Source organism: Burkholderia sp. AU31624 (genome assembly GCF_020420065.1).
Lineage (GTDB): Bacteria > Pseudomonadota > Gammaproteobacteria > Burkholderiales > Burkholderiaceae > Burkholderia.
In genome coordinates, this window is sequence record NZ_JAIZRT010000016.1 from 21,973 (window position 1) to 45,066 (window position 23,094).

Annotated in this window: 20 protein-coding genes and 1 tRNA gene; 14 read left to right on the forward strand and 7 right to left on the reverse strand. The window is 65.4% G+C overall.

What is annotated here, in order from left to right:
- Positions 1–7 precede the first annotated feature (7 nt).
- Positions 8–1,486 (reverse strand): amidase, encoded by a 1,479-nt coding sequence (locus tag LGM89_RS36355; protein WP_226275775.1) that lies wholly within the window; start codon positions 1,484–1,486, stop codon positions 8–10.
- Positions 1,487–1,567: 81 nt separating this feature from the next.
- Entirely contained in the window at positions 1,568–2,260 is a 693-nt protein-coding gene (locus LGM89_RS36360) for a dienelactone hydrolase family protein (RefSeq protein WP_089493903.1), read from the reverse strand.
- A 223-nt stretch (positions 2,261–2,483) separates the two neighbouring features.
- Here LGM89_RS36360 and LGM89_RS36365 point away from each other — a divergent pair, with 223 nt between their 5' ends.
- Both LGM89_RS36365 and LGM89_RS36370 read left to right on the forward strand, forming a co-directional pair.
- Positions 2,484–3,563, forward strand: coding sequence for an NAD(P)H-dependent flavin oxidoreductase (locus LGM89_RS36365; protein ID WP_089493904.1), 1,080 nt, complete (start codon positions 2,484–2,486; stop codon positions 3,561–3,563).
- Between the two features lie 416 nt (positions 3,564–3,979).
- Complete coding sequence (locus tag LGM89_RS36370; protein WP_039346789.1) at positions 3,980–5,122, forward strand: branched-chain amino acid ABC transporter substrate-binding protein; 1,143 nt, start codon at positions 3,980–3,982, stop codon at positions 5,120–5,122.
- 88 nt (positions 5,123–5,210) lie between these two features.
- On the opposite strand, the gene LGM89_RS36375 is transcribed toward LGM89_RS36370, so the two are convergent.
- Positions 5,211–6,428 (reverse strand): MFS transporter, encoded by a 1,218-nt coding sequence (locus LGM89_RS36375; RefSeq protein WP_226275737.1) that lies wholly within the window; start codon positions 6,426–6,428, stop codon positions 5,211–5,213.
- A gap of 249 nt (positions 6,429–6,677) precedes the next feature.
- On the opposite strand from LGM89_RS36375, the gene LGM89_RS36380 reads away from it, so the two are divergent.
- The 3 genes from LGM89_RS36380 to LGM89_RS36390 all read left to right on the forward strand — a co-directional run bounded on the left by LGM89_RS36380 (position 6,678) and on the right by LGM89_RS36390 (position 9,396).
- Entirely contained in the window at positions 6,678–7,337 is a 660-nt protein-coding gene (locus LGM89_RS36380; RefSeq protein WP_226275739.1) for a HugZ family protein, read from the forward strand.
- Positions 7,338–7,703: 366 nt separating this feature from the next.
- Positions 7,704–7,997 (forward strand): H-NS family nucleoid-associated regulatory protein, encoded by a 294-nt coding sequence (locus LGM89_RS36385; RefSeq protein ID WP_006491875.1) that lies wholly within the window; start codon positions 7,704–7,706, stop codon positions 7,995–7,997.
- 241 nt (positions 7,998–8,238) lie between these two features.
- Complete coding sequence (locus LGM89_RS36390; protein WP_206150406.1) at positions 8,239–9,396, forward strand: cation diffusion facilitator family transporter; 1,158 nt, start codon at positions 8,239–8,241, stop codon at positions 9,394–9,396.
- Between the two features lie 48 nt (positions 9,397–9,444).
- Here the strand turns inward: LGM89_RS36390 and LGM89_RS36395 are convergent, their stop codons facing one another.
- The 3 genes from LGM89_RS36395 to LGM89_RS36405 form a co-directional block, all read right to left on the reverse strand.
- The gene (locus LGM89_RS36395) at positions 9,445–9,915 is read right to left on the reverse strand and encodes an Lrp/AsnC family transcriptional regulator (RefSeq protein WP_011882933.1); all 471 of its coding nucleotides are present in this window, start codon (positions 9,913–9,915) and stop codon (positions 9,445–9,447) included.
- A gap of 79 nt (positions 9,916–9,994) precedes the next feature.
- Positions 9,995–10,654 (reverse strand): exonuclease, encoded by a 660-nt coding sequence (locus LGM89_RS36400; RefSeq protein WP_089471951.1) that lies wholly within the window; start codon positions 10,652–10,654, stop codon positions 9,995–9,997.
- Positions 10,651–11,295 (reverse strand): MBL fold metallo-hydrolase, encoded by a 645-nt coding sequence (locus LGM89_RS36405; protein WP_043185095.1) that lies wholly within the window; start codon positions 11,293–11,295, stop codon positions 10,651–10,653. Before LGM89_RS36405 ends, LGM89_RS36400 begins: the two co-directional genes overlap by 4 nt.
- Before the next feature lie 657 nt (positions 11,296–11,952).
- Between LGM89_RS36405 and LGM89_RS36410 the strand changes: the two genes are divergently transcribed.
- Positions 11,953–12,561: a septal ring lytic transglycosylase RlpA family protein gene (locus LGM89_RS36410; protein ID WP_089493943.1), complete on the forward strand. Its 609-nt coding sequence runs from the start codon at positions 11,953–11,955 to the stop codon at positions 12,559–12,561.
- A 108-nt stretch (positions 12,562–12,669) separates the two neighbouring features.
- Here LGM89_RS36410 and rsmI read toward each other — a convergent pair whose 3' ends face one another.
- The gene (gene rsmI, locus LGM89_RS36415; RefSeq protein ID WP_089493907.1) at positions 12,670–13,551 is read right to left on the reverse strand and encodes a 16S rRNA (cytidine(1402)-2'-O)-methyltransferase; all 882 of its coding nucleotides are present in this window, start codon (positions 13,549–13,551) and stop codon (positions 12,670–12,672) included.
- Positions 13,552–13,597: 46 nt separating this feature from the next.
- Between rsmI and LGM89_RS36420 the strand changes: the two genes are divergently transcribed.
- From LGM89_RS36420 to LGM89_RS36455, 8 genes are all read left to right on the forward strand, one after another.
- Positions 13,598–14,026: a YraN family protein gene (locus LGM89_RS36420; RefSeq protein ID WP_179254782.1), complete on the forward strand. Its 429-nt coding sequence runs from the start codon at positions 13,598–13,600 to the stop codon at positions 14,024–14,026.
- A 126-nt stretch (positions 14,027–14,152) separates the two neighbouring features.
- Positions 14,153–14,737 carry an SIS domain-containing protein gene (locus LGM89_RS36425; protein ID WP_069246887.1) on the forward strand — a complete coding sequence of 195 codons (585 nt, stop codon included), beginning with the start codon at positions 14,153–14,155 and terminating at the stop codon, positions 14,735–14,737.
- A gap of 17 nt (positions 14,738–14,754) precedes the next feature.
- Complete coding sequence (locus LGM89_RS36430; RefSeq protein WP_124584475.1) at positions 14,755–15,555, forward strand: BON domain-containing protein; 801 nt, start codon at positions 14,755–14,757, stop codon at positions 15,553–15,555.
- A complete protein-coding gene (locus tag LGM89_RS36435) occupies positions 15,552–15,914 on the forward strand; it encodes a c-type cytochrome (protein ID WP_226275741.1) in 363 nt (120 codons plus the stop codon). The genes LGM89_RS36430 and LGM89_RS36435 overlap by 4 nt, the downstream gene beginning before the upstream one ends.
- A gap of 66 nt (positions 15,915–15,980) precedes the next feature.
- A tRNA-Ala gene (locus tag LGM89_RS36440) sits at positions 15,981–16,056 on the forward strand.
- A gap of 437 nt (positions 16,057–16,493) precedes the next feature.
- The gene (locus tag LGM89_RS36445; RefSeq protein ID WP_226275743.1) at positions 16,494–19,268 is read left to right on the forward strand and encodes a type VI secretion system Vgr family protein; all 2,775 of its coding nucleotides are present in this window, start codon (positions 16,494–16,496) and stop codon (positions 19,266–19,268) included.
- Positions 19,269–19,286: 18 nt separating this feature from the next.
- Complete coding sequence (locus LGM89_RS36450; protein ID WP_226275745.1) at positions 19,287–21,629, forward strand: hypothetical protein; 2,343 nt, start codon at positions 19,287–19,289, stop codon at positions 21,627–21,629.
- Complete coding sequence (locus tag LGM89_RS36455) at positions 21,626–23,092, forward strand: virulence factor (protein ID WP_226275747.1); 1,467 nt, start codon at positions 21,626–21,628, stop codon at positions 23,090–23,092. The genes LGM89_RS36450 and LGM89_RS36455 overlap by 4 nt, the downstream gene beginning before the upstream one ends.
- The last annotated feature ends 2 nt before the right edge of the window (positions 23,093–23,094 follow it).

A 23,094-nucleotide genomic window follows, 5' to 3' on the forward strand; every position in this document is an offset into this window, starting at 1 on the left:
GCGTGCGTCAGCGCTGCGCCTGCATCAGCGGCGGGCGGCGCTCGAACCACGGCCGCGCCTGTTCGAGCTGGCGGGCGAGCCGGAGCAGCAGCGCGTCGTCGGCATGACGCGCGGCGAACTGCACGCCGATCGGCAGCCCGCGCGCGTTCCAGTAGAGCGGCACCGACATCGCCGGCTGGCCGGTCAGGTTGAACAGCTCGGTGCAGCCGGCCCACGTGAACGCCTTTTCCGACGACTTCGCGAGCATTTCCTTCAGCAGCGGCTTCACCGGCAGCGCGGCGAGCACCTTCATCTGCGCCGCTTCGAACGGCGTCGGCTGCAATTCGCCGATCTTCACCGGCGGGCCCGCGAGCGACGCGCACAGGATTGCGTCGTAGCGCGACACGAGGCCGGCCACCTGCACGGTGAGCTGGCGCTGCCATTCGAGCACGTCCGGCAGCCGCGTGCGCGCGAGGCGCCGGCCGATCACGGCCATCGCCCACGTCGCGGCCTCGAATTCGCCGCGCTTCGGCGTGCGGCCGGTCAGTGCGCGCGCGCCGAGCACCATCTCCTCGGCGATCGTCGCCCATAGCGTGAGGAAGGTTTCGGCCGCGCGCGCGTAGTTGACGTGCAGCGTCGCCGGCTCGACATGGTGGCCGAGCGATTCGAGCAGCGCGGCCGCGTCGTCGAGCGCCGCGCGCGTGTCGTCGGCGAGTGCCGGCGCGAGCATCGGATCGAGCACGAGGCCGATCCGCAGCGGGCCGGGCGGCGTGTCGAGCTCGCCGAGGAACGTGCCGGGCGCGCCCGGTGGCAAGGTCTGGCCGGTCGTCACGTCGAGCAGCAGCGCGCTGTCGCGCACGCTGCGCGTGACCGCATGCTGGACGACCAGCTCGCCGTTCGACGGCAGGTCGACGAGTACCGGGTTGCGGCTCGGCTTCAGGCCGAACAGCCCGCAGCACGACGCCGGAATGCGGATCGAGCCGCCGCCGTCCGACGCATGCGCGAGCGGCACGATGCCGGCCGCGACGGCCGCCGCCGCACCGCCGCTCGAGCCGCCGGGCGTGTGATCGAGATTCCACGGGTTGCGGCACGCGCCGAACAGTTCGGGTTCCGTGTACGGCATCTGGCCGATCTCCGACGTGTTGGTCTTGCCGAACACGTTGAGACCGGCCGCGCGGCTGCGCGCGATCACCGGCGAATCGTCGGCGGGCACGAAATACCGGTAGTGCCGGCTGCCCATCGACAGCGGCAGCCCGGCGACCGCCGCGCCGAGATCCTTCACGAGATAGGGAACGCCGGCGAACGGCGCGTCGGCGCCGCCGTCGGGTGGGGCGGCCGCGCGCTGGCGTGCGGCTTCGTAGTCCTGCAGCACGATCGCGTTGATCGCGCCGTTGACCGCTTCGGCCTGGCCGATCGCGGCGTCGAGCAGTTCGCGCGGGCTCGCCTTGCGTTCGCGTACCAGTGTGGCGAGGCCGATCGCGTCATGCGCGAGATAGTCCGAGTGCATCGCTGTCATCCCCGTGGTGGCTCGTGGCGATGACAGCAGCATAACGCGGGCCCGGTGCGCGGGGCCCGCGGCCGGCCGTTTTTAGAGGTGCTCGGCGAGGAACGTCAGCGTGCGGCCGTGCGCGAGCGCCGACGCGCGCTGGTTGTACGACGCGCGATCCGTGCAGTTGAAGCCGTGCTCCGCGCCCGGATAGTCGTGGAACGACGCGTGGCCGTGGCCGGCGAAGGCGGCCTTCACCTGGTCGACGGCCTCGGGCGGGATCGCGTGGTCGTGTCCCGCGTAGTGGAACAGGATCGGCTGCTTGATCTGGCCGGCCAGATCGAGCGCGTTCTGGATGCCGCCGCCGTAGTAGGCCACGGCCGCGTCGATCTTGCCGGTCGCGGCCGCGCGGTACGCGAGCTGGCCGCCGAAGCAGTAGCCGATCGCGGCGATCTTGCCGGCCACTTCCGGGCGCGCGCGCAACGCATCGGCGGCCGCGCCGATGTCCGCGACCGCGAGGCCCACGTCGGTCTTTTTCATCAGCTCGATGCCCTTGTCGCGATCCGCGCCTTCGTAGGTCAGCTCGACGCGCGGCTGCGTGCGCCAGAACACGTCCGGCGCGAGCGCGACGAAGCCGTCGGACGCGTACTGGTCGGCGACCGCGCGGATGTGCGCGTTCACGCCGAAGATCTCCTGGATGATGATGACGGCAGGGCCTTTGCCGCGCTTGGGCAGCGCGAGATAGCCGCCGAAAGTGTCGTTACCGGCGGGGATGTCGATCCATTGGGCAGTCACGTTCTGAACTCCTGGCGAACGGGGTGCGCGATGCGCGCCCCTAGGGGGAAGAGGGCGGCCTAGTGTGCCATCGATCGTGTGACGCTGCAGCGCACGCGCCCGCTTCTCGCGCAGCGATCGTTTCGATCTCGATAATTCATTTTTCGGCGCTGCGCCGCTTCGATAGAGTCGATGTGCCGGCCTTTACAAAGCGCTTTCGCGCACCGTCATCGAAGGATTCACCATGTCCGCCCGTCTGTTTTCCACGCCCTTTTCCGAACGCTTCGGCCTGCGCCTGCCGCTCGTGCAGGCGCCGATGGTCGGCGCGACCACGACCGCGATGGTCGCCGCCGCGTCGAATGCCGGCGCGCTCGGCAGTCTCGGTGCCGCCGCGTTCGCGCCCGAGCGCCTCGCGACCGAAGTCGACGCCATCCGCGCGGCGACCGATCGCCCGTTCGCGATCAACCTGTTCGTGCTGCCGGACGCGACGCCCGACGCGGCGACCGTCGCCCGCGCGCTCGCCGCGATCGACCCGCTGCATGCAGCGCTCGGGTTGCCGCCGGGCACCGCGCCCGCGCGCTACGCGCCCGACTTCCGCGCGCAGCTCGACGCACTCGTGGCGCTGCGCGTGCCCGTTGCGAGCTTCACGTTCGGCGTGCTCGATGCAGCCGACGTCGCGCGCCTGAAGGCGGCCGGCACCTACGTGATCGGCACGGCGACGCACGTGGCCGAGGGTCTCGCCTGGCAGGCGGCCGGCGCCGACGCGCTGTCCGCGCAGGGCGCCGAGGCGGGCGGCCATCGCGGCACGTTCATCGGTTCCGCCGACGATGCGCTGATCGGCACGCTCGCGCTCGTGCCGCAACTGGTCGACGCGACCGGCCTGCCCGTGCTCGCCGCGGGCGGCATCATGGACGGCCGCGGGATCGCGGCCGCGCTTGCGCTCGGCGCGCAGGGCGCACAGCTCGGCACCGCGTTCCTCACCTGCACGGAAAGCGCGATCGCGGCGGACTGGAAGGCGCGCCTGCTCGCGAGCGCCGACACGTCGACGCAGGTCACGCGCGCGATCACCGGCCGCCACGCGCGCGGGCTGCGCAACACGCTGATGGCCCGGCTCGGCGAACGCGTGGCCGACGCCGCGCCGTACCCGGTGCAGAACGCGCTGACGCAGCCGCTGCGCCAGGCCGCCGCGCGCGCGAACGACGGCGACTATCTGTCGCTGTGGGCCGGGCAGGGCGCACCGCTTGCGCGGCGGCGCGGCGATGCGCCGACGACGTCGCAGCTCGTCGCGGCGCTCGATGCCGAATGGCGTGCGGCGGCCGCCTGAATCGTTCATATCGGACGACGAAACGCGCGTTGTCACGCGCGTTTCATTCAATGATCACGGGCACAAAATACCGAATCGAAATGCCCCCGGAATGTTTTAAAACGACCTTTCAGCAAGTCGCCTGGAATTAGCGGAAACCCTTATCCGGCGGGGCTCGCGGCGATATTCGAGGAGTCGTTCCAAAGCGTGCATATCGGTAGTGTTACCACTACCCCAAAAAAGTCCCACAAATTAATTTGATCACCTACACTTGCGCGCAAGTACGGACGGGCGGCTGCTAAAAGCGGCGGTTTTCACGTGCTTGAGGCCAAGTGCATGAACGATGCAACCGGCGAATCGTCCAGTGATTGCAAACACAGGGATGGCAGCGGGGCACCGGGCGATGGCGTTTATTGGGACCGAAACTGGAGACTTACATGAATATCAAGATGCAAAAGCTGTTGCCGATCACCGCGGCCGCGATGCTGTGCGCTGCAGCTGCGGGCAACGCAGCGGCCGATCAAGTCGTCAAGATCGGCCACGTCGCGCCCTTGACGGGCGGCATTGCACACCTGGGCAAGGACAACGAAAACGGCGCACGTCTCGCGGTTGAAGAGATCAACGCCAAGGGTCTCACGGTCGGCGGCCAGAAAATCACGCTGCAACTCGACCCGCAGGATGACGCGGCCGACCCGCGGCAGGCCACGCAGGTTGCGCAGAAGCTCGTCGACGACAAGGTCGTCGCGGTGGTCGGCCACCTGAACTCGGGCACGTCGATCCCGGCCTCGAAGATCTACAGCGATGCGGGCATCGTGCAGATCTCGCCGTCGGCGACCAACCCGGCCTACACGCAGCAGGGCTTCAAGACCACGTACCGCGTGGTGGCTACCGATGCGCAGCAGGGCCCGGCACTCGCGAACTACGCGCACTCGAAGGGCATCAAGAGCGTGGCCGTGGTCGACGATTCGACCGCATACGGCCAGGGTCTCGCGAACGAGTTCGAGAAGAAGGCCAAGGCGCTCGGCCTGAAGGTGGTGTCGCATGACGCGACGAACGACAAGGCGGTCGACTTCCGCGCGATTCTGACCAAGATCAAGGGCGAGAATCCGGACGCGATCATGTACGGCGGCATGGACGCCACCGGCGGCCCGTTCGCGAAGCAGGCGAAGCAGCTCGGCCTGCGCGCGAAGATCTTCGCGGGCGACGGCGTGTGCACGGAAAAGCTGGCCGACCTGGCCGGCGACGCGACCGACAACGTGGTGTGCTCGGAAGCCGGTGCTTCGCTCGAGAAGATGTCGGGCGGCGCGGCGTTCAAGGCGAAGTACGAGAAGCGCTTCGGCCAGCCGATCCAGATCTACGCACCGTTCACGTATGACGCCGTGTACATCATCGTCGATGCGATGAAGCGCGCGAACTCGGCGGATCCGGCGAAGATCCTCGCCGCGATGCCGGCGACGAACTACTCGGGCGTGATCGGCACGACGACCTTCGACTCGAAGGGCGACCTGCAGCACGGCGTGATCTCGCTGTACAACTACAAGGGCGGCAAGAAGTCGCTGCTCGACGAAGTGAAGATGTAACGATACAAGCGGTCAACAGAAGGGGTGAAAGCGCGCATGCGGCAACGCATGCGCGCTTTCTTTTTGGGCCGGCGCGCGCCGCGCCCCGTCAGATCTTCAGCCGCGCGAGCACCTTCGGCGCGACGGCCGCGACGAGCGCCGCGCACAGCGCGACGACGGACAGGCCGATCGTCAGGTTCGACGCCTGCGCGACGGCGCCGATCACGACCGGACCGAACAGCATGCCGAAATACGCGAGCCCGGCCACGTGCGCGAGCCCTTCGGCTGCATGGATGCCTTTCACGCGCGCGGCGGCCGCGAACAGCACCGGCATCATGTTCGCGAGGCCGAGGCCCATCAGCGTGAAGCCGGTCTGCACCGTGGCCGAATACGGCAGCAGCAGCGCGCCGATCATCCCCGCGCAGGCGAGCGACGCGCTCGCGAACACGAGTTGCGGCGCGCCGAAGCGGGCGCGCACGGCGTCGCCCGCGAAGCGCGCGATGGCCATCCCGCCCGAGAACGCGGCATAGGCGGCGCTGGCGAGCGCGGGGCTCGCCACGACGACGTCGCGCATGTAGACCGTCGCCCAGTCGTACATCGCGCCTTCGGCGATCAGCGCGACGAGCGCGATGCCGCCGAGCATCCACAACGCCGGCGAGCGCCAGCGGTTGCCGCCGCCGTGCGCGTGTTCGTGATGCGGCACATGCGGGAGCACGGCCGGGCTGGCGACCACGAGCACCGTCGCGCTGGTCGCCGCCGCGAGCGCGAGATGCACGGCCGGCGCCATGCCGGCCGACAGCAGCGCGCCGCCGGCGGCCGCGCCGGCCATCCCGCCGATGCTGAACATGCCGTGCAGCGACGACATGATCGGCCTGCCGATCGCGATTTCGACCGCGCTGGCCTCGGCGTTCATCGCCACGTCGAGTGTCGCCATCGAGAAGCCGAACAGCGCGAGCACGGCGAGCAGCAACGGGTAATCGGGCACGACGAGGATCAGCGCCGCGCAGGCCGACATCACGAGCCCACCCGCGAGGCACGCGGTGCGCGAGCCGACGCGCGCGATCCAGCGCGCGATGGTCAGCATCGCGGCGATCGAGCCGACGGCGACCGCGAACAGCGCGATCGACAGCAGCCCGGGGCTCAGCGCGAACTTGTCGCGCACGGTCGGCACGTGCACGCCCCACGACGCGAACATCATGCCGGCGACGAAGAACAGCGCCATCGATGCCGCGCGGGCCCGCTGGCGGGCCGGCAGCGACAGCACGCGATGCGCGTCGGGCGGCGCGGCGAACGGGGACGACGATTCGGGGGAGGAGGATTCGGACACGATGACGCTCATCAAAGGAAATGCACGGACGCGTGCGGCGCCCGTCGGATCCGTCCGATTCTATCGAACCGCTTACGATCGTGCCGGGCGTTGGCCGTTCGGCCGATGATCCGGCGATGTCCCGGTGACCCGCGTTCGGCCGCATCGACTGCCTTGGCCGTTCGACCGATGCACGGCGCGCCGCGCCCGCGGGTAACATCGGAGCGCATGGCGTGCCCGGCGCGCCACCCTTCGACCGCAGGAGTCCTCTTGAACATCGATCCCGCTCTCGCCGTGCATCTGCTGCACCGCTGCGCGCTCGGCACGCTCGCCACCCATGCGCGCGATCCGCAGGGTTTCCCGTATCCGACGGTCGTCCCGTTTGCACTCGATGCAAGCCATCGTCCCGTGATCCTCGTGAGCGGCCTCGCGGAGCACACGCGCAATCTGGCCGCCGATCCGCGCGCGGGCTTCCTCGTCGTCGATGCGCCCGACGGCGACGTGTTGAACGCCGAGCGCGCGACGCTGCTCGGCCGGTTCGTGCCGCTCGGCGACGATCCGCACGTCACCGCGCGCTACTGTCGTTATGAGCCGGATGCCGCGCGCTATCTCGCGCTGGGCGATTTCACGTTCTGGGCACTCGATGTCGAGCGGCTGCGCTATATCGGCGGGTTCGGGCGCATGGGCTGGGTCGACGGCACGCATCTCGACACGCTGCCGCCGCTCGCGTTCGACGAGGAGCAGGCGTTATGGGACGCGTACGATGCCGGCGCGGCGCGCCGCGACGGGCTCGAATTGCTTGGCGTCGATCGTCACGGCGCCGACTGGCGACATGCCGGCCGCCGCGTGCGTACGCCGTTTGATACGCCATTGGCCGATGCGGGCGAATGGCGCGAGCGGCTGATTGCGTGCGCACGGGATGTGACGTGACGTCGCGGATACCGGCGGGTCCGCGCCGAGCCCGTTTAGCGATGCGCGCCATCCGATTTTCGTAAAACTGTCGTCCGATGAAAGCTTCTATTTTTCAAATGCAGGGTAATTGCGTATGTTGATAGACCTAATAGCCAATCGCTAATGTCCTAATCTCTGTGTAGGAACGTAAAAATTTGAGAAAAGGCCGCGGCCGGTCAAAATGACACGTGTGAAATTCCAATTGATCTCGGGATTTTCATGAATCCCGCTTCTATCAAATCTTTTTTGTGCTAATCTCTGCCTTCGAAAATCCGAGGCACATATATTTCATGAATGGTGAGCTGGCTGCAGACCGGCGCCATTGGTCAGATAGAAAGGGAAACTATGTCTTCTTACAAGGACCTGCTGGCCCAGCGGGAGAAGCTGGAGAAGCAAATCGAAGAAGCAAAGTCGCGTGAATACGCTGAAGTGCTGAATGACGTGAAGCAGAAAATTGCCGACTACGGCTTTTCGCTCGCCGAACTCGGTCTCAGCCGCGCGAAGGCAGGTAAGGTTGGTCGTCCGCGCGCAGGCGTTGCCGCGAAATACCGCGATCCGGAAACGGGCGCGACGTGGTCGGGCCGCGGCAAGCCGCCGCGCTGGATCGCCGGCAAGAACCGCGAACAGTTTGCGATTTAAACGCCCGTTTAAATAGCCTGCTCTTCAAAAGAGCCGCGTGTCCGTTAAGGAGCGCGGCTTTTTTGTTTTCAGCGGTCGCCGCGCACATGGCGTTGTCATGAAAATGTAATGATGGGGCGTGAATGAAAATACGACCCGTTCGCATAAGCGGTTGATTTAAATAAGAAATTTGTGGGTATTGGCGGGGTTCACGGGGCGCCCTTGATAGAATCGGGTATCGCTCACCGATATCTCATATTTCATGTCCACGTTTTCCGGCGACGCGCAGAGCGCAGATAAGCACGCGGTTGCACGCAAGAGCACGTTCGTCAGTATTGTGCTGAATGTCGTGCTTGCGACATTTCAGATCGTCGTCGGCGTGATTGCCCATTCGCAGGCATTGATTGCTGACGGGGTGCATTCGATTTCCGATTTGATCTCGGATTTTGTCGTGCTGGTTGCGAATCGGCATAGCGGCGCATCGCCGGATGCCGACCACAATTACGGCCACAGCCGCTACGAGACCGTCGCCTCGCTGTTTCTCGGCGCGATCCTGATTGCGGTTGGCGTCGGCATGCTGTGGCGGGCCGGCGACCGCCTCGTTAATCTCGAAAACATTCCGGCGGTACATTTTTCCGCGCTGATCGTCGCGCTGACGGTGCTCGTGTCGAAAGAGGCGCTGTTTCGCTACATGCTGCGTGAAGCGCGGCGCGTCCGTTCGGCGATGCTCGTCGCGAACGCATGGCATGCGCGTTCGGATGCCGCGTCGTCGCTCGTCGTCGCGATCGGCATCGTCGGCAGCCTGGCCGGCGTGCGGCTGCTCGACCCGATCGCGGCGGCGATCGTCGGTTTCATGGTGGCGCGCATGGGCTGGACGTTCGGCTATGACGCGTTGCAGGATCTCTCCGACCGCGCGCTCGATACGACCGATACGGCCGAGATCCGCGCGCTGCTCGCGGCGACGCCGGGCGTGCGCGACGTGCACGACCTGCGCACGCGCAAGATGGGCGACGCCGCGCTCGTCGACGCGCACATCCTCGTCGATCCGAAAATCTCCGTCTCCGAAGGGCACTACATCGCCGAGACCGCGCGTGCGCGCGTGCTGAACGACCCTCGCGTGCTCGATGCGCTGATCCACGTCGATCCCGAGAACGACGCGGCGCGCCGTCCGGCGCTCGCGCTGCCGCCGCGCGGCGAGATCGTGGCACGGCTCGAGGCCGCGCTCGCGCAGCGCGGGCTGCATGCGGCGGCCATCAACCTGCATTACCTGAGTACGGGGCTCGAGATCGACGTGACGCTTGCCTGCGATCCGCACGAGACGGATGCGGCGCTGGCTGGCCGGCTCGACGCCGACGCGCTGAAGCGCGAGTTCGGCGCGCGCCGGATCGGCTTCACGCGCACGATGCCCGCGCAGGCGTGACCCGCTGCGGGCACGCGGGATGGAGGGCCGCCAGCGCGTGCCGGCGCGTTACAGCGGCAGTTGCGTGTCGAACTTGATCTCGCGCAGCACGACGCTCGTGCGTACCTGCGACACGGCGGGGATCTTGAAGATGCGTTCGTGCAGGAACACGTCGTAGGCCTTGATGTCCGGCGCGACGATCTTGAGGATGTAATCGGCTTCGCCGGTCGTGCTGTAGCACTCGGTGACTTCCGGGCAGGTCGAGATCTCGCGCTCGAACTGCTCGACGCCGCCTTCGTTGTGGCGGGTCAGGTGCACGTGCGCGAGCGCGCAGACGTGCAGGCCGAGCTTCTCGCGATCGAGCAGCGCCGTGTAGCGCTGGATCACGCCCGACTGTTCCATGTCCTTGATGCGGCGCCAGCACGGCGTGCTCGACAGGCCGACCTGGTCCGAGATTTCCTGGACCGAGCGGCGCGCGTCGAGCTGCAACAGGCGAAGGATTTTTTGCGAAAAGGAATCGAGCGTCACCTGCGCCTCCATGCGGCAGCTACAACACGCTGAATGTTAGAGGGCCGGGAAAGGAAAGGCAATCTGGCGTCGCGTTGTTGAGCGAGATTCGCTAATTTGCTCGCGGATCCGTGGGATTTTGTCCCGCGCCTGCGCTTTCCGACCGATCGGTGTCCGACACCGCGAGACCCGCGAGCGCGGCCTGCTGGCGGCGCAGGTCGGCCAGCATGTTGCAGAACAGCGCGCCTTGCTCGATCGCGTCGTCGAGCGCGACGTGCGTGTGCGGATGGTCGTCGAACCAGTGCTTCGGAAAGCGCGGCTTGATCGCCTTGCGGTACGGCAGGCCCGTCATCGCGAACGCGAGCGTCTTGATGTCGAGCGCCGACCACGAGAACGGGCAGCGGCCCGCGAAGCGCATCATGTACCAGAACATGAACGTGAAATCGAAGCCCGCCGGCATCGCGACGAACACCGGCTTGCCGGGCAACGCCTCGACCCAGTCGACGTACGCGAGCAGCGCCGCTTCGGGCGCCTGCAGGTCCTTTCGGCACGCGGCCCATGCTTCGGGCTCGGTCTTCCACCACGCTTCCTGCACCGGGTGCGCCTGCGCGCCCGGCAGCGTGTCGAGATTGGCCGAGAACGTCGCGATCAGCTGCTTGTCCTCGGTATAGGCGGCCGACGCGAAGCTCAGCATCGAGTGCGGGCCGGGAATCGGGCCGTCGGCCTCGACATCGGTGCTGACGTAGATTTCCGGGATGGCGGTCTGGTTCATCCGAATACCTTGTCGGACACGAACGGGTTGGTGCGGCGCTCGTCGCCGAACGTCGACACCGGGCCGTGGCCCGGCACGAACGTCACGTCGTCGCCGAGCGGCCACAGCTTCTCCTTGATCGACCGGACGAGATCCTCGTGATTGCCGCGCGGGAAATCGGTACGGCCGATCGAGCCCGCGAACAGCACGTCGCCGACGATCGCGACGCGATGCGCGCGGCTGAAGAACACGACGTGGCCGGGCGTGTGGCCCGGGCAGTGATAGACCTCGAGCGTCTCGTCGCCGAACTGCACGGTGTCGCCGTCGTTCAGCCAGTGATCCGGCTCGAAGGTTTCGGCGGCAGGAAAGCCGAAGCGTTCGCTCTGCATCGGCAGCTTCTCGATCCAGAAGCGCTCTTCTTCCTGCGGCCCCTCGATCGGCACGCCGTAATGCGTCGCGAGCGTCTTCGCGCCCGCGCAGTGATCGATGTGCCCGTGCGTGAGCAGCACCTTCTCGACCTGCACGTTCTGCCGCGCGACTTCCTGTTCGATCCGGTCGAGATCGCCGCCCGGATCGACGACGGCGGCGCGGCCCGTTTTTTCGCAGACGAGCAGCGAGCAGTTCTGCTGGAACGGCGTGACCGGAATGAGCGTGACTTTCATGGAGGCACCGGCGGCTAAAAGGAGCGATTGTACCGGTCGCGCGTGCCGCCTGCCGGTCGCGCGATGCGCGTCGCGGTGCACGCCTCCGGGCATTCCCGGAGCATGTCGATTGTTACCGCCATAGTGAGAATCAATGGTCCCCGACGGGCGCTTTCCGAGACAACCTTTTGGTTTATGTATAATGCGCCCCATTGCACGTGAATTTCACGCAATTCGCTGGTGTTTCGGCCCCGTTAAAAAAGGGGCGTCGGAGGCACCGTCAAGCATCAGCCGCCGGGGAGTCCGGCGGTGTATCCAGCACTGAATATTCGGTGCTCACGTCTTGTCCGGCCGGGTGCTGCGCGCCCGCCTGCGGCCCTGCTGCCGCGCCGCCGGATGGGGCCTGTGCCGCCGTTCCTGTGAGTCGGTCGTTTCGACGCGCGCGAACGTGAAGCCATGTTCGATGGCGGCATGTGGGGTCTGGTCAGGCTGTTGGGGACAGGTTGTGCCAGACGTGAAAGCTAATCAGGACGGTTGCGGCCTAGACGAAAGCCGCGCCCATGCTAGCCGCCTGCTCGCATCCGAGCGGGGCGTGCACGCATTTGCCGTCCGGGCCGCATATCTGCGCCGTGAATCGGCGTGATGAAGCAGCGGCCCGAACCAGAAGGCGACACGTCGATGAATTTACGTTTTCCGAGTCGATTCGGGACCATTGCATTGTTTTTTGCGCTGACGGGCTGCGCGGTGCCACCCAGCCAGACCACCAGCAGCGCGAACCAGAAGAAAGCGGTCGACAAGACGGCCGCTGCCGCGAAGGCGGATAGCGACAAGCAGTTGAATTTTGATTCAGCGCTGGCATCGATGCCGGCTGCCGACAGCAAGGACGCGAAGAAGTCGTCGCTGGCGGACGCCGAGCCGATCGACGGCAAGGATGTGTCGGATTTCCGCCAGACGGGCCGCGCATCGTGGTACGGGCGGGATTTCCACGGCCGCCGCACCGCGAACGGCGAGCGCTTCAACATGAACGCACTCACCGCCGCACACCGCACGCTGCCGCTGTCGTCGTACATCAAGGTGACGAATTCGTCGACCGGCAAGTGGGTCGTCGTGAAAGTCAACGATCGCGGGCCGTTCAAGCGCGGCCGCGTGCTCGACCTGTCGTATGCGGCCGCCAAGATGATCGGCCTCGTGCACGCCGGCACGGGCCGCGTGAAGATCGAAGGGCTGTCGCCGCAGGAAGCGCGCGAGGCTCGCGACGAAATGTTCGCGTCGGTCTCGGCGAAGTAACGCAGCGGCTCGACCGCTCATGCAAAAGGGCTGCCCGAGGGCAGCCCTTTGTCTTTCCTGCGCGGCGCGATGCCGGTGCCGGCTTCCCGGTGCCGGCCGCCTCGCGCGTCAGCTTTCGTCCTTCAGCACCAGCGCACGCGCATACAGCGTGTTGCGCGACGCGCCCGTCAGCGCGGCCGCGAGCTTGGCCGCGCTCTTCACCGGCACCTCTTCCAGCAGCAGCTTGAGCAGCGCGTCGTGCGCGGTGTCGTCGGCTTCGCCGCTCTTCGCCGGGGCGCCTTCGACCACCAGCACGAACTCGCCGCGCTGCCGGTTCGCATCGCCGGCGAGCCAGGTCTGTCCTTCGGCCAGGGTGCCCTGGAACAACTGCTCGTGTAGCTTGGTGAGCTCGCGCGCGATCAGCAGCCGGCGCGCGGGGCCGAATGCGTCGGCGAGTGCGGCGACGGTTTCGGCAATCCGGTGCGGGGCTTCGTAGAACACCAGCGCATACGGGTGCGATACCAGCGCCTGCAGCGCGGTCGCGCGCTGCTTCGTCTTAGGCGGCAGGAAGCCCGCGAACGTGAACGCGCCGGCCCAGTCGCCGGCCACGCTCAGCGCGGTCACCGCCGCGCTCGCGCCCGGCAGCGGGATCACCGCGAAGCCGGCGGCGCGCACCGCGTCGACGAGCCGCGCGCCGGGGTCCGAGATGCCGGGCGTGCCGGCGTCCGATACGTAGGCCACGCGCTCGCCGCCGCGCAGCAGTTCGATCACGCGTTGCGCGGCTTCGCGTTCGTTGTGCTCGTGCACGGCGACGAGCGGTTTCGAGATCCCGTAGCGGGCGAGCAGCTGGCCCGTGTTGCGGGTGTCTTCGGCCGCGATGCGGTCGGCGAGGCCGAGCACGTGCAGCGCGCGCAGCGTGATGTCGGCGGTGTTGCCGATCGGCGTGGCGACCACGTAGAGGGCAGCGTCCGGGTAGTGCTGCGTGTGCGCGAGTTCGAGGAGGGCAGTCATGGCAGGCAATGCGCGCAATCGCGGCGCAAGCGGAACAAGGACGGCATTGTGCCACGCGGCGCCGGCCCGGCCGGGCGACGGGTGCGGTTTGGTGCGCGCCGGCGACAACTTTTCGGATGCGGCGCGATCCAAACCGGTCGGCGCGGCGTTCGAGCTGCGCGCGCGGCAGTTTCTCGAACGCCGCGGCCTCGGGTTCGTTGCGGCGAACGTGACGATGCGCGGCGGTGAGCTCGATCTCGTGATGCGCGAGCCCGACGGCATGCTCGTGTTCGTCGAGGTGCGCGCGCGGCGCAGCGCCCGGCACGGCGGCGCGGCCGCGAGCGTCGGCTGGCGCAAGCGGCGTCGCCTGGTGGCGGCCGCGCTCCAGTTCTGGGCGCGGCACGGCGCCGGCGCCGCGTGCCGCTTCGACGTCGTCGCGTTCGAGGCCGGCCGGCTCGCGTGGCTGCGCGACGCATTTCGTGCCGACGATGCGTAGCGGCGAGCTGTGACGAGATGTAAAGAGTTCTTGCCGGACCCCTGGAGAGGGTGCCGGAGTACGGTAAACTCGCCGCACCCACGATGTCGCGCGATGCGTGCCACGCGCCCAGTTCACCAGGAATCGATGTCAGTCGAACGTATTCAGCAACATTTCCGCGACAGCGCCGCGCTTCACGCCGAAGCGGCCGACGCGCTGTCGCTGCCGATCGCAGCCGCGGTCGATGCGATGTTCGCCGCGCTGGCGAACGGCAACAAGATCGTCGCGTGCGGTGACGGCCCGTCGGCCGCCGCCGCGCACTACCTCGCCGTGTCGCTCGTCGGCGGCTTCGAGCGCGAGCGCCCGGGCCTGCCCGCGATCGCGCTGGCCACCGACGCGTCGCAGGGCGGCCTCGCGGGCGCGGTGTCCGCCGATCAGCTGTTCGCTCAGCAGGTGCGCGTGCTCGGCCAGACCGGCGACATCCTGCTGGTGCTCGATCCGGCCGGCGCGTCGCCGCGCGTGCTGGCGGCGATCGACGAAGCGCACGAGCGCGAGATGACCGTCGTCGCGCTGACGGGCGGCGACGGCCATGCGGTCGCCGCCGCGCTGTCCGATACCGATATTCCGATCAGCGTGCCCGCCGTTCGCGCGGCGCGCATCCACGAAGTCCATCTGCTGACCATCCACTGCCTGTGCGACGGCATCGACGCGATGCTGCTGGGTGAGGATTGAACGAAGGAGAGCCGTCGATGAATCAAAGCCGCGTCAAACAGACGCTCGTCAGAACCACGCTGCTCGCTGCGCTGACGGCGGGCCTCGCCGTGTCGCTGCAAGGTTGTGTGCTCGGGGTCGTGGGCGCAGCGGCCGGCGGCGGCGCGCTGATCGCGACCGATCGCCGTACGCTCGGCGCGCAGACGGAAGATCGCGAGATCCAGGTCAAGTCGCTCACGCAGATCAACAACGGGCTGCCCGACCAGTCGCACGTGAACGTGACTGTGTTCAACCGGCGCGTGCTGCTGACGGGCGAAGTGCCGAACGATGCATCGAAGCAGCGCGCCGAGGAAATCGTGCGCGGTATCAACAACGTGAACGGCATCGTCAACGAGCTGTCGGTCGAGCCGGCGTCGTCGCTGTCGTCGCGCGCGAACGACTCGTACCTCGAAGGGCGCGTGAAGTCCGAGCTGATCGCGACGAAGGGCATCTCGTCGAACTACTACAAGGTCGTCAGCGAACGCGGCAACCTTTACCTGATGGGGCTCGTGACGGTCGACGAGGGCAATCGCGGCGCGGAAGCCGCCAGCCAGGTGCCGGGCGTCGAGAAGGTTGTGAAGGTGTTCCAGTACGTGAAGCCGCAGGACGCGCAGGCGCTGCAGAACGCGTCGCCCGCGAGCGGCGCATCCGGCGCACAGGCTGCCGCCGCGCCGGCGGATACCGCGACGGTGGGCGCCGTGCCCGACGCGTCGGTGCAGTCCACGCCGCTGCAGCCGCCCGCACCGATCTCGAATTCGTCGAACGTGCACCCGGGCAACCCGAAGGCGCCGGCGCAATGAAGAACAGGCAGATGAAGCAGATGAAACAATGGATGGTGCAGGGCGCCGCGGCTGCGGCGCTCGTGGCGGGTACGCTGGGCGGCGCGCATGCGGATGTCGGTGACGGCCTGAAGGTCGCGCGCGGCAACGCCTGCATGGGCTGCCACGCGGTGGACCGCAAGCTCGTCGGCCCGTCGTTCAAGGATATCGCCGCCCGCTACAAGTCCGATCCGCAGGCTGTGGCCAAGCTGTCGAAGAAGGTGAAGGAGGGCGGCTCGGGCGTCTGGGGTGCGATTCCGATGCCCGCGCACCCGCGCATGAGCGACGCCGACGTGCGTTCGGTGGTCGAATGGGTGCTGGCTGGCGCGCCGTCAAAGTAAGGTTTGAGGGGCGATTCAACCCCTATTGCCAAGCGCGGAAATGCGTGTGTATGATGGTTGACTGTTGGGGCGGTAGCTCAGCTGGGAGAGCGTCGCGTTCGCAATGCGAAGGTCGGGAGTTCGATCCTCCTCCGCTCCACCAACGGAATTCGAAGGGCTCGATCGTCTTGAGACAGGAAGGGTAATGCTGCACCGGGTGCAGCGTTGTGTTTCCGCCCGGGCGTACAGCCTTATGTATCGCAAGCAAAAAGCCGGCCTCGTGCCGGCTTTTTGCTTTTCTGCGCGACATCGGCGTGCGTGCACGTTGTTTCGTCGCCTTCCTCTTCAGCCGCGTGTTTTTCCGCGCGAATCGCTTGATCCCCCTCGGGCTGCGGCCGGCGCCTCCCCCCCGCCGCGTGATACCTGAATCCGTCATTTTTAGTCAGATTGTGTCGGCAACCGGCATGGATACACGTAGGGTTCCGAAATATTTCCGTTAATTTGATATGCTCGCTGTCACAAATCGGTAGTGTGACCGTGCCATCACGCGCGTCGCAAAGCCGAAGCCAACAGGTCGACAACAATATTGAGAGAACGGCTGTGTCGATAAACGAAACAATAAGCAGCTTTGCATCGGGGGTGGTCGACTGGAACAGTCGACCGGTCGCCTTGAATTTCGGCAAGGCGCAAGACGCATTGGGGCACTTGCTTGCGCTGCAGCACGCGCACGTGCACGAGGGGTTGATGACCGGCATTCGCGGGCATCTGACCTGCGTGTCGGCGCGCCACAACCTGCCGCCTCGGCTGTTCCTCGGCGTTCCTGTCTCGATCCGGCTCGTCACCGATCGGGGGCAGCTGCACTTCGTCAACGCGATCATCCAGGACGTGCAGATCGGCCAGAGCGACGGCGAGCTGTGCGTGTACCAACTGACGGTGTGCGATGCCCTGTCGTTGATGGACAAGCGCACGAATTCCCGCGTATTCCGTCAGAGTAGCGTCGTCGACATCCTCTCGACACTGTTTACCGAATGGCGTCAGCGCAGCCCGGCGCTGGCGGCGGCCTTCGAGTTCGACCTGTCTGGCTTGAGTCGCGACCGATATCCGGCGCGCGAACTGACTCGCCAGGTCAACGAATCGGATGCGAAGTTCGTGCGCCGCCTGCTGCGACGCGAGGGCATTACGGTGTTCGCCAAGGCCGGCGCGGGCAAGGGCAACAGTCACGGCGACACGCCCGCGCACACGCTCGTGTGCTGCGACGACCCGATGTCGCTGCCCCAGGCACCGGCCGGTACGGTACGGCTGCATCCGCGCGACGCCGCCACCGAAGAGCGCGACACCGTCACGCTGTTCGCCCTGCATCAGCGCCTGACGCCCGGCCAGGTCGGCCGCCCGTCATGGGACTACAAGAAAGCGCGTATCGACGAGTCGATGGTCGCGACGAGCCTCGATCAGGGCGCGGCCGGCAACGACCTGGCGCAATTGCTGACCGATGTCGCGATCGACATCCCGCATGCGGGCGATTCGTGGAACGATCACGAGCGCCTCACGCGTGCCCGGATGCTCGCGCATCAGTTCGAAGCCGAGCGTTACGACGGCGTGAGCAGCGTACGCGACCTTGCCGTCGGCGCATGGATCACGCTGACCGGCGATCCCGAACGGGACATGCAGCCCGCCGACCAGCGGCAGTTCGTGATCACGTCGATCGACCACGACGTCTGGAACAATCTGCCGAAAGGGCTGACCGACCGCGTGCAGGCGCTGTTTGCCGCGAGCCGGCACCTGGCTTATCCGTCGCCATTGCAGCAGCCTGCCGCAGGGACCGAGCCCGACACGCGCTACGAGAATCATTTCACCTGCGTGCGGCGTGGCGTACCGCTCGCGCCCGCATACGACCCGAAGATCGACCTGCCGCCCGTGCATCTGCTGACCGGCACGATCGTCGGCCAGCAGGGCGAGGAAGTGTTCTGCGATGCCGACGGCCGCGTACGCGTGCGGATCCACGGTCTCGATCCGGCGGATCATGCACATGCGCAGGGCGCGGGCACGAACGACAACGCCGGCGACAGCGCGCCGATCCGTGTCGGGGCGAGTCTCGCCGGCGGAAGCTTCGGCGCGCTCTTTCTGCCGCGTGTCGGCATGGAAGTCCTGATCGGCAGCCTCGGCGGCGATCCGGACCGGCTGGTCATCATCAACGTGCTGAGCAACGGCGTGAATCCGCCGGCGGCCTTCACCCACATCGGCAATCTCCCCGGCAACCGCTATGTGTCGGGGATCAAGACCAAGGAAATCAAGGGGAGCCGGTATAACCAGCTGCGTCTCGACGATACGCCGGGACAGATTTCCAGCCAGCTGGCGAGCGAGCACGCGCACTCTCAACTGAATCTGGGGTACCTGACGCAGCCCCGCCAGGACGGCCGGGGCCAGGACCGTGGAGAGGGTGCGGAATTGCGCACCGACGCGGCCGCCGCGCTGCGGGCCGCGCAGGGGATTCTGCTGACGACCTATGCACGCTCGCAGGCGAGCGGTGGGCAGCTCGATCGTGACGAGTTGCTGCGACTGCTCGGCGAGTGCACCGAGTTGTTCAAGTCGCTGGGCGACTACGCTGGCCAGCACGGCGGACAGGCCGCCGATACGGCGGGCCAGCAGGCGGTTGCGGCTGCGTTCAAGGGCTGGACACCCGGCAGCGGCGCGTCGGGCGCTGGCGCTGGCGATGCGGCCGGGTCGCAGGCGCTGATGGCGTTCGGCGCGCAAGCCGGTTCGGTTGCGATCACGCCGAAGACGCACGTGACCTACGCCGGCGAGAACATCGACCAGGTCGCGCAGCAACATGTCCAGTTGACCAGCGGGCAGCGCATCACGCTGCACGGCGGGCGCGGCGTCGCGATGTTCGCCCACAGCGATGGCGTGTCGGCGATCGCGAATCAGGGCAAGGTGACGCTACAAAGCCAGAACGACGACACGCAGATCGATTCCGCGAAGAACATTCAGTTCACGGCGGCCGGCGGCAAGCTCGCGGGCATGGCGAGCGAAGAGGTGGTCTTCACGACCTCCGGCGGCGCGTACCTGAAACTGCACGGCAGCGATATCGAGCTGGGGTGTCCGGGCAGTTTCACGGTGAAATCGGCCGGGCACTCGTGGCAGGGGCCGGCGAGCATGAGCACGGACATGCCGAAGTTCGATCACGCGCCGCTCGGGCGCGTGCCGAAGCTCGTGCGGGCGACCGATGGGCAGGCCGTCGAGGGCATGCAGGCGGAGATCACGAAAGCGTCGGGCGAGGTGATCAAGGGGCAGTCCGATGCCGCGGGCAAGCTTGCTCCGATCCAGAGTAACCAGTTCGAACCGTTCGTCGTGAATTTCTTCAAGAACAAGATCTGACCGGGGATAAAAATAATCATGGCAGACACAGCCGATACTGCACCGGCCAGTCCGGGTGCATCTGAAAACAATCCGTCGGCACCGGCCGCAGCGAGCGACGGTGGCGGTATCGATCCGCGCACGCCCGCGGGCGGCGGGGCGTCGGGAGGCGGTGACGATTCGCAGAATCGCTATTTGGTCGCCAACGGTAATGGCGTGGTAACGCTCAACCAATCCGACTACCTGTGCGTGATGCAGATGCCGTTGCCGGGCATCGTGATTTTCGTGCATGGGGTCAACTCGGAAGGGGAGTGGTTCGAGCCGGGTGAAGAGGGGCTTTGTGCGGGCTTAAATACGCGCCTTGGGCGCGAGGATGATCATCTGACGCACCGCGGGCCGCAGGGCGGCCAGATGGGGCCGATGCGCTACATGAAGAGCCTGACGGATGATGGGTTCATTAATCCGAAGCTCACGTCGAAAAGCTATCTTCAACCAGACGAAAACACCTACTCGCCGGTCATTCATTTTCGTTGGGGCTACAAAGCGAACGCCGAGGATCTGAAGCGGTACGGGAAGTCGATCTTCCTGAACGAGCAGAACTACTGGGGCGGCGGCCCATTCGCAAATGGTTGCGGCAGCCTGCCGGACCTGTGGAACGCGGGCGTCGATCCGCGCATCTTCGGGTTCATCAACATTCAGAGCATCAATCCCACGCCGCGTCAGATCTACGAGACGCCGCCACGTGCGTACAACGTGATGGGCGCGTTGCGTCTGGCGAAGCTCATCGGGTCGATCCGGAAGGTTCAGAAGGATGTCCCGATCACCGTGGTGTGCCATAGTCAGGGCAATATGGTCGGTATTGCCTCCGCGTTCCTCGGCGACCGACTGTCGAAGGATGAGGGTGTGAGGTGCGTGGCCGATACCTATGTGCTGGCCAATCCGCCCTACGGGATCGTCGGCTCCATCGAGGGCGACAACTCACCGTTTATGGAGCATTGGGCCGAGCGTAACAACCACGATTCCAAGGGCAATCGCGGCCGGGTTGAATCACTGGCGCGGGCGAAGACGCTGAAGGCTTTTTTCGAACTGATCGCGCAGAGCAAGGATGCCGAGGACCAGCGTGACCCGCTCGACTACCGGATGACGATGGCAAACATGAAGCCGGGTGAAGACGGCAAGCCCGCCTACGATCCCGACAATGACAGAAAGCAGTATGGCGTCCAGAACCACACCTACGGGCGCGTGACCTTGTACTCGTGCCCGCACGATCAGGTGATTTCCGCTGCTCCGGTGCAGGGCATGGGCTGGCGAGGATTGCATCCGAAAGAAGTCGAGCTCGTGAAGGGTTCGAGCCTGTTCACGCAGCGCGTGTTCGCCACCAACTTTCAGGTTGGCCAGCAGGATCCTGTTATTTATCGAACGTGGGAGCATGACTGGCGCTACCAAAAGGGTTCTTCGAAGCTGTTCTTCTATCCCGAATCGCCGCCGGCCAAATACAGCCTGGTCAAGGCGTTGCGAGGCAATGAGCGTTGGTATGGCCAGCTCGGCACCATTAGCGTGGCGCCCGTGTTGTATATCGCGACGTTAGTGAGCTCTGCTTTCGGCGTATTCCGCACCAACGCGGATCCGCCGAAGGACTGGCACGTACGGTGTGATGCGCCTGGTCTGCCGGAACCGTTCTTTCCGCAGGCGATCCGCTATGGTTCGATCGTGCATGTGAAAGACGGCGATGCGGAAAGCGATTTTAACGAGGACAACGATCCGGTGGCGGCTGCGCGTAACAAGAGCAAGACAACCATCAACATGGTTGATCCATACGATACGTACAAGGCTGAAGGCAAGCGTGCAGCCGAGATGGCGCCCAACGGCGATGCGGACAGCGAGGCGTCACAACGCTACGAGGACCATGCAATTGCGCGTATGGAGGCCCGTCACGACAATAATCCGGAGTGGGTCAAGAACGACCAGGTCATTGGAGAGGCTGGCCCCGCCGCGCAAATGCCCGACGGATATGAAAAATGGCGCAACAAGCAGATTGTCCACATCCTCGGCCAGGCCGTGAATAACCCGACGAACCATTCGACGATCATGACCAATCCCAAGCACGCCAGATTGGCGCTGGCTTACGATGTCGCGATCGGCATTTGTCGAATTTCCCCACAACAATTGAACGATTTTAGGATCGAGGCCGATTGGAGATTTGGTCGGCAGTTAGGTAAAGGTGATTCGAGCAAATCTTATTCAGAGTACTTTAGATTCGGCACGATGAACAAAGCATCGCTTGTTGATTGGATCAAGAAAGACCAGGAAGCGACGCTGCCGGATTCAATAGATGATACGCGGCAGGGTGGTGCGATGCTCGGTATCGGGAGGGTGATATGAGATCGCTGTTTACCCCCCGATCACGTCGCCTGGCACTGGCATTGTTGGGAGCACTACTGGTGATTTGTATTGTTGCCGTTGAAGCAGTCAATCACGGCACGCAGACACGAAGCATGGGAGAGGAAATGACTAGATGGATGGGATTGCCAGCATTGGCGGGAATTGCGGTTTTCGCTTTCGCCACTGCGTGGTCATCGTCAACTGCTGAGGCCGCGCAGCCCGTCAATGCATCGACACCGTCGGCGCCAGTCCAAGAAAAACCATTTCTCGCGCAGGTCGTAGGACTGGAATGGCTCAATCCCCTTCAGCGCCGTGACTATCCGACAGAATGGCAACTGCTATGGACAATGGGTCTCGTCAAACCGAACAAGAACGACGACATGGTCAGAACGGATCCAAAGAATTTTTCCTCCGTTAAGCCCGTTGCGATTGTTGCGGACGGCAACAACGGAAGGGAAAGTTTTGATGGGTTTTATGAAAAATACATTGATGCGTTTGTGGAATTGCTTTATGACAAGTATGCGATGAATGGGCATTATTTTTACACGGTCCAGCCATCCGATAAGCGACTCTGGAGAGAATTGGCAGGTATTCGAGTTGAATTCGCGATCCCCGCTCGCCTTTCTCCGAAAGAAGCTCGCTCGCATCTTAGCGACCAAATGATGACGGCATTTTCAATTGGAAGCAAATCATTCCCCGATCTGTGGAGCAGGGATACGCCTCCCGACATTCAGATCCACGTCGGCGGCGCAAATGCCGGCTTCACATCGCTGAACGCCGCACTCGACTATCTGCAGACGCATCCACAGGAAAGCGTGTGGGTGATGAACTGGGACGCGCCGAGCTTTCCGCCCAAAGACGAACAGATGAACGAGAACCTTACCGTGCTGTTCCTCGCGGGCCCCGATCTGAAGACCGAACGCGAGCCGCTCGCATGGATCGGTAAGGCTGCGACGGGCAAGGTGAGTAACTACGAGGCGAAGGCTGGCACCACGCGTGCGGTCCAGGCGTGGAAGGCGACGATCACGCAAGCAGCTCAAAACGCAAACGTCGACCTCGCAAGCATCCAGTTCGTCGTGCACGACGCAGGCAAGGGCAGTGACGCGGCATCGTCGCGTCTTGCCTCGCTGTCGCAGACGCTCACGGAAACGCTGCCGGAATTCGACTACACGAAGCAGGTTTTCAACACGCCGGCGCTGCTTGGCGACATGGGTGCGGGCACGGCGCTGACGGACATCGCGCTCGCGATCGGCCGGATCAACCATTTCGGTGGCAATGCGCTGGTCGCTGGCACAACGGATGCGGGCCATCCGACAGCCGTCGTCGTGCTACCGCCGTCGAAGCTCACGCCGATCAATTCAAACGCCGACTGGTTCCGCGCACGCGGTGAAAACAACGCGTATCTGCCGTGGTGGGGACGACGTCACGACACGAACTATGGCATCCAGGGTTATTCGTACTGAGG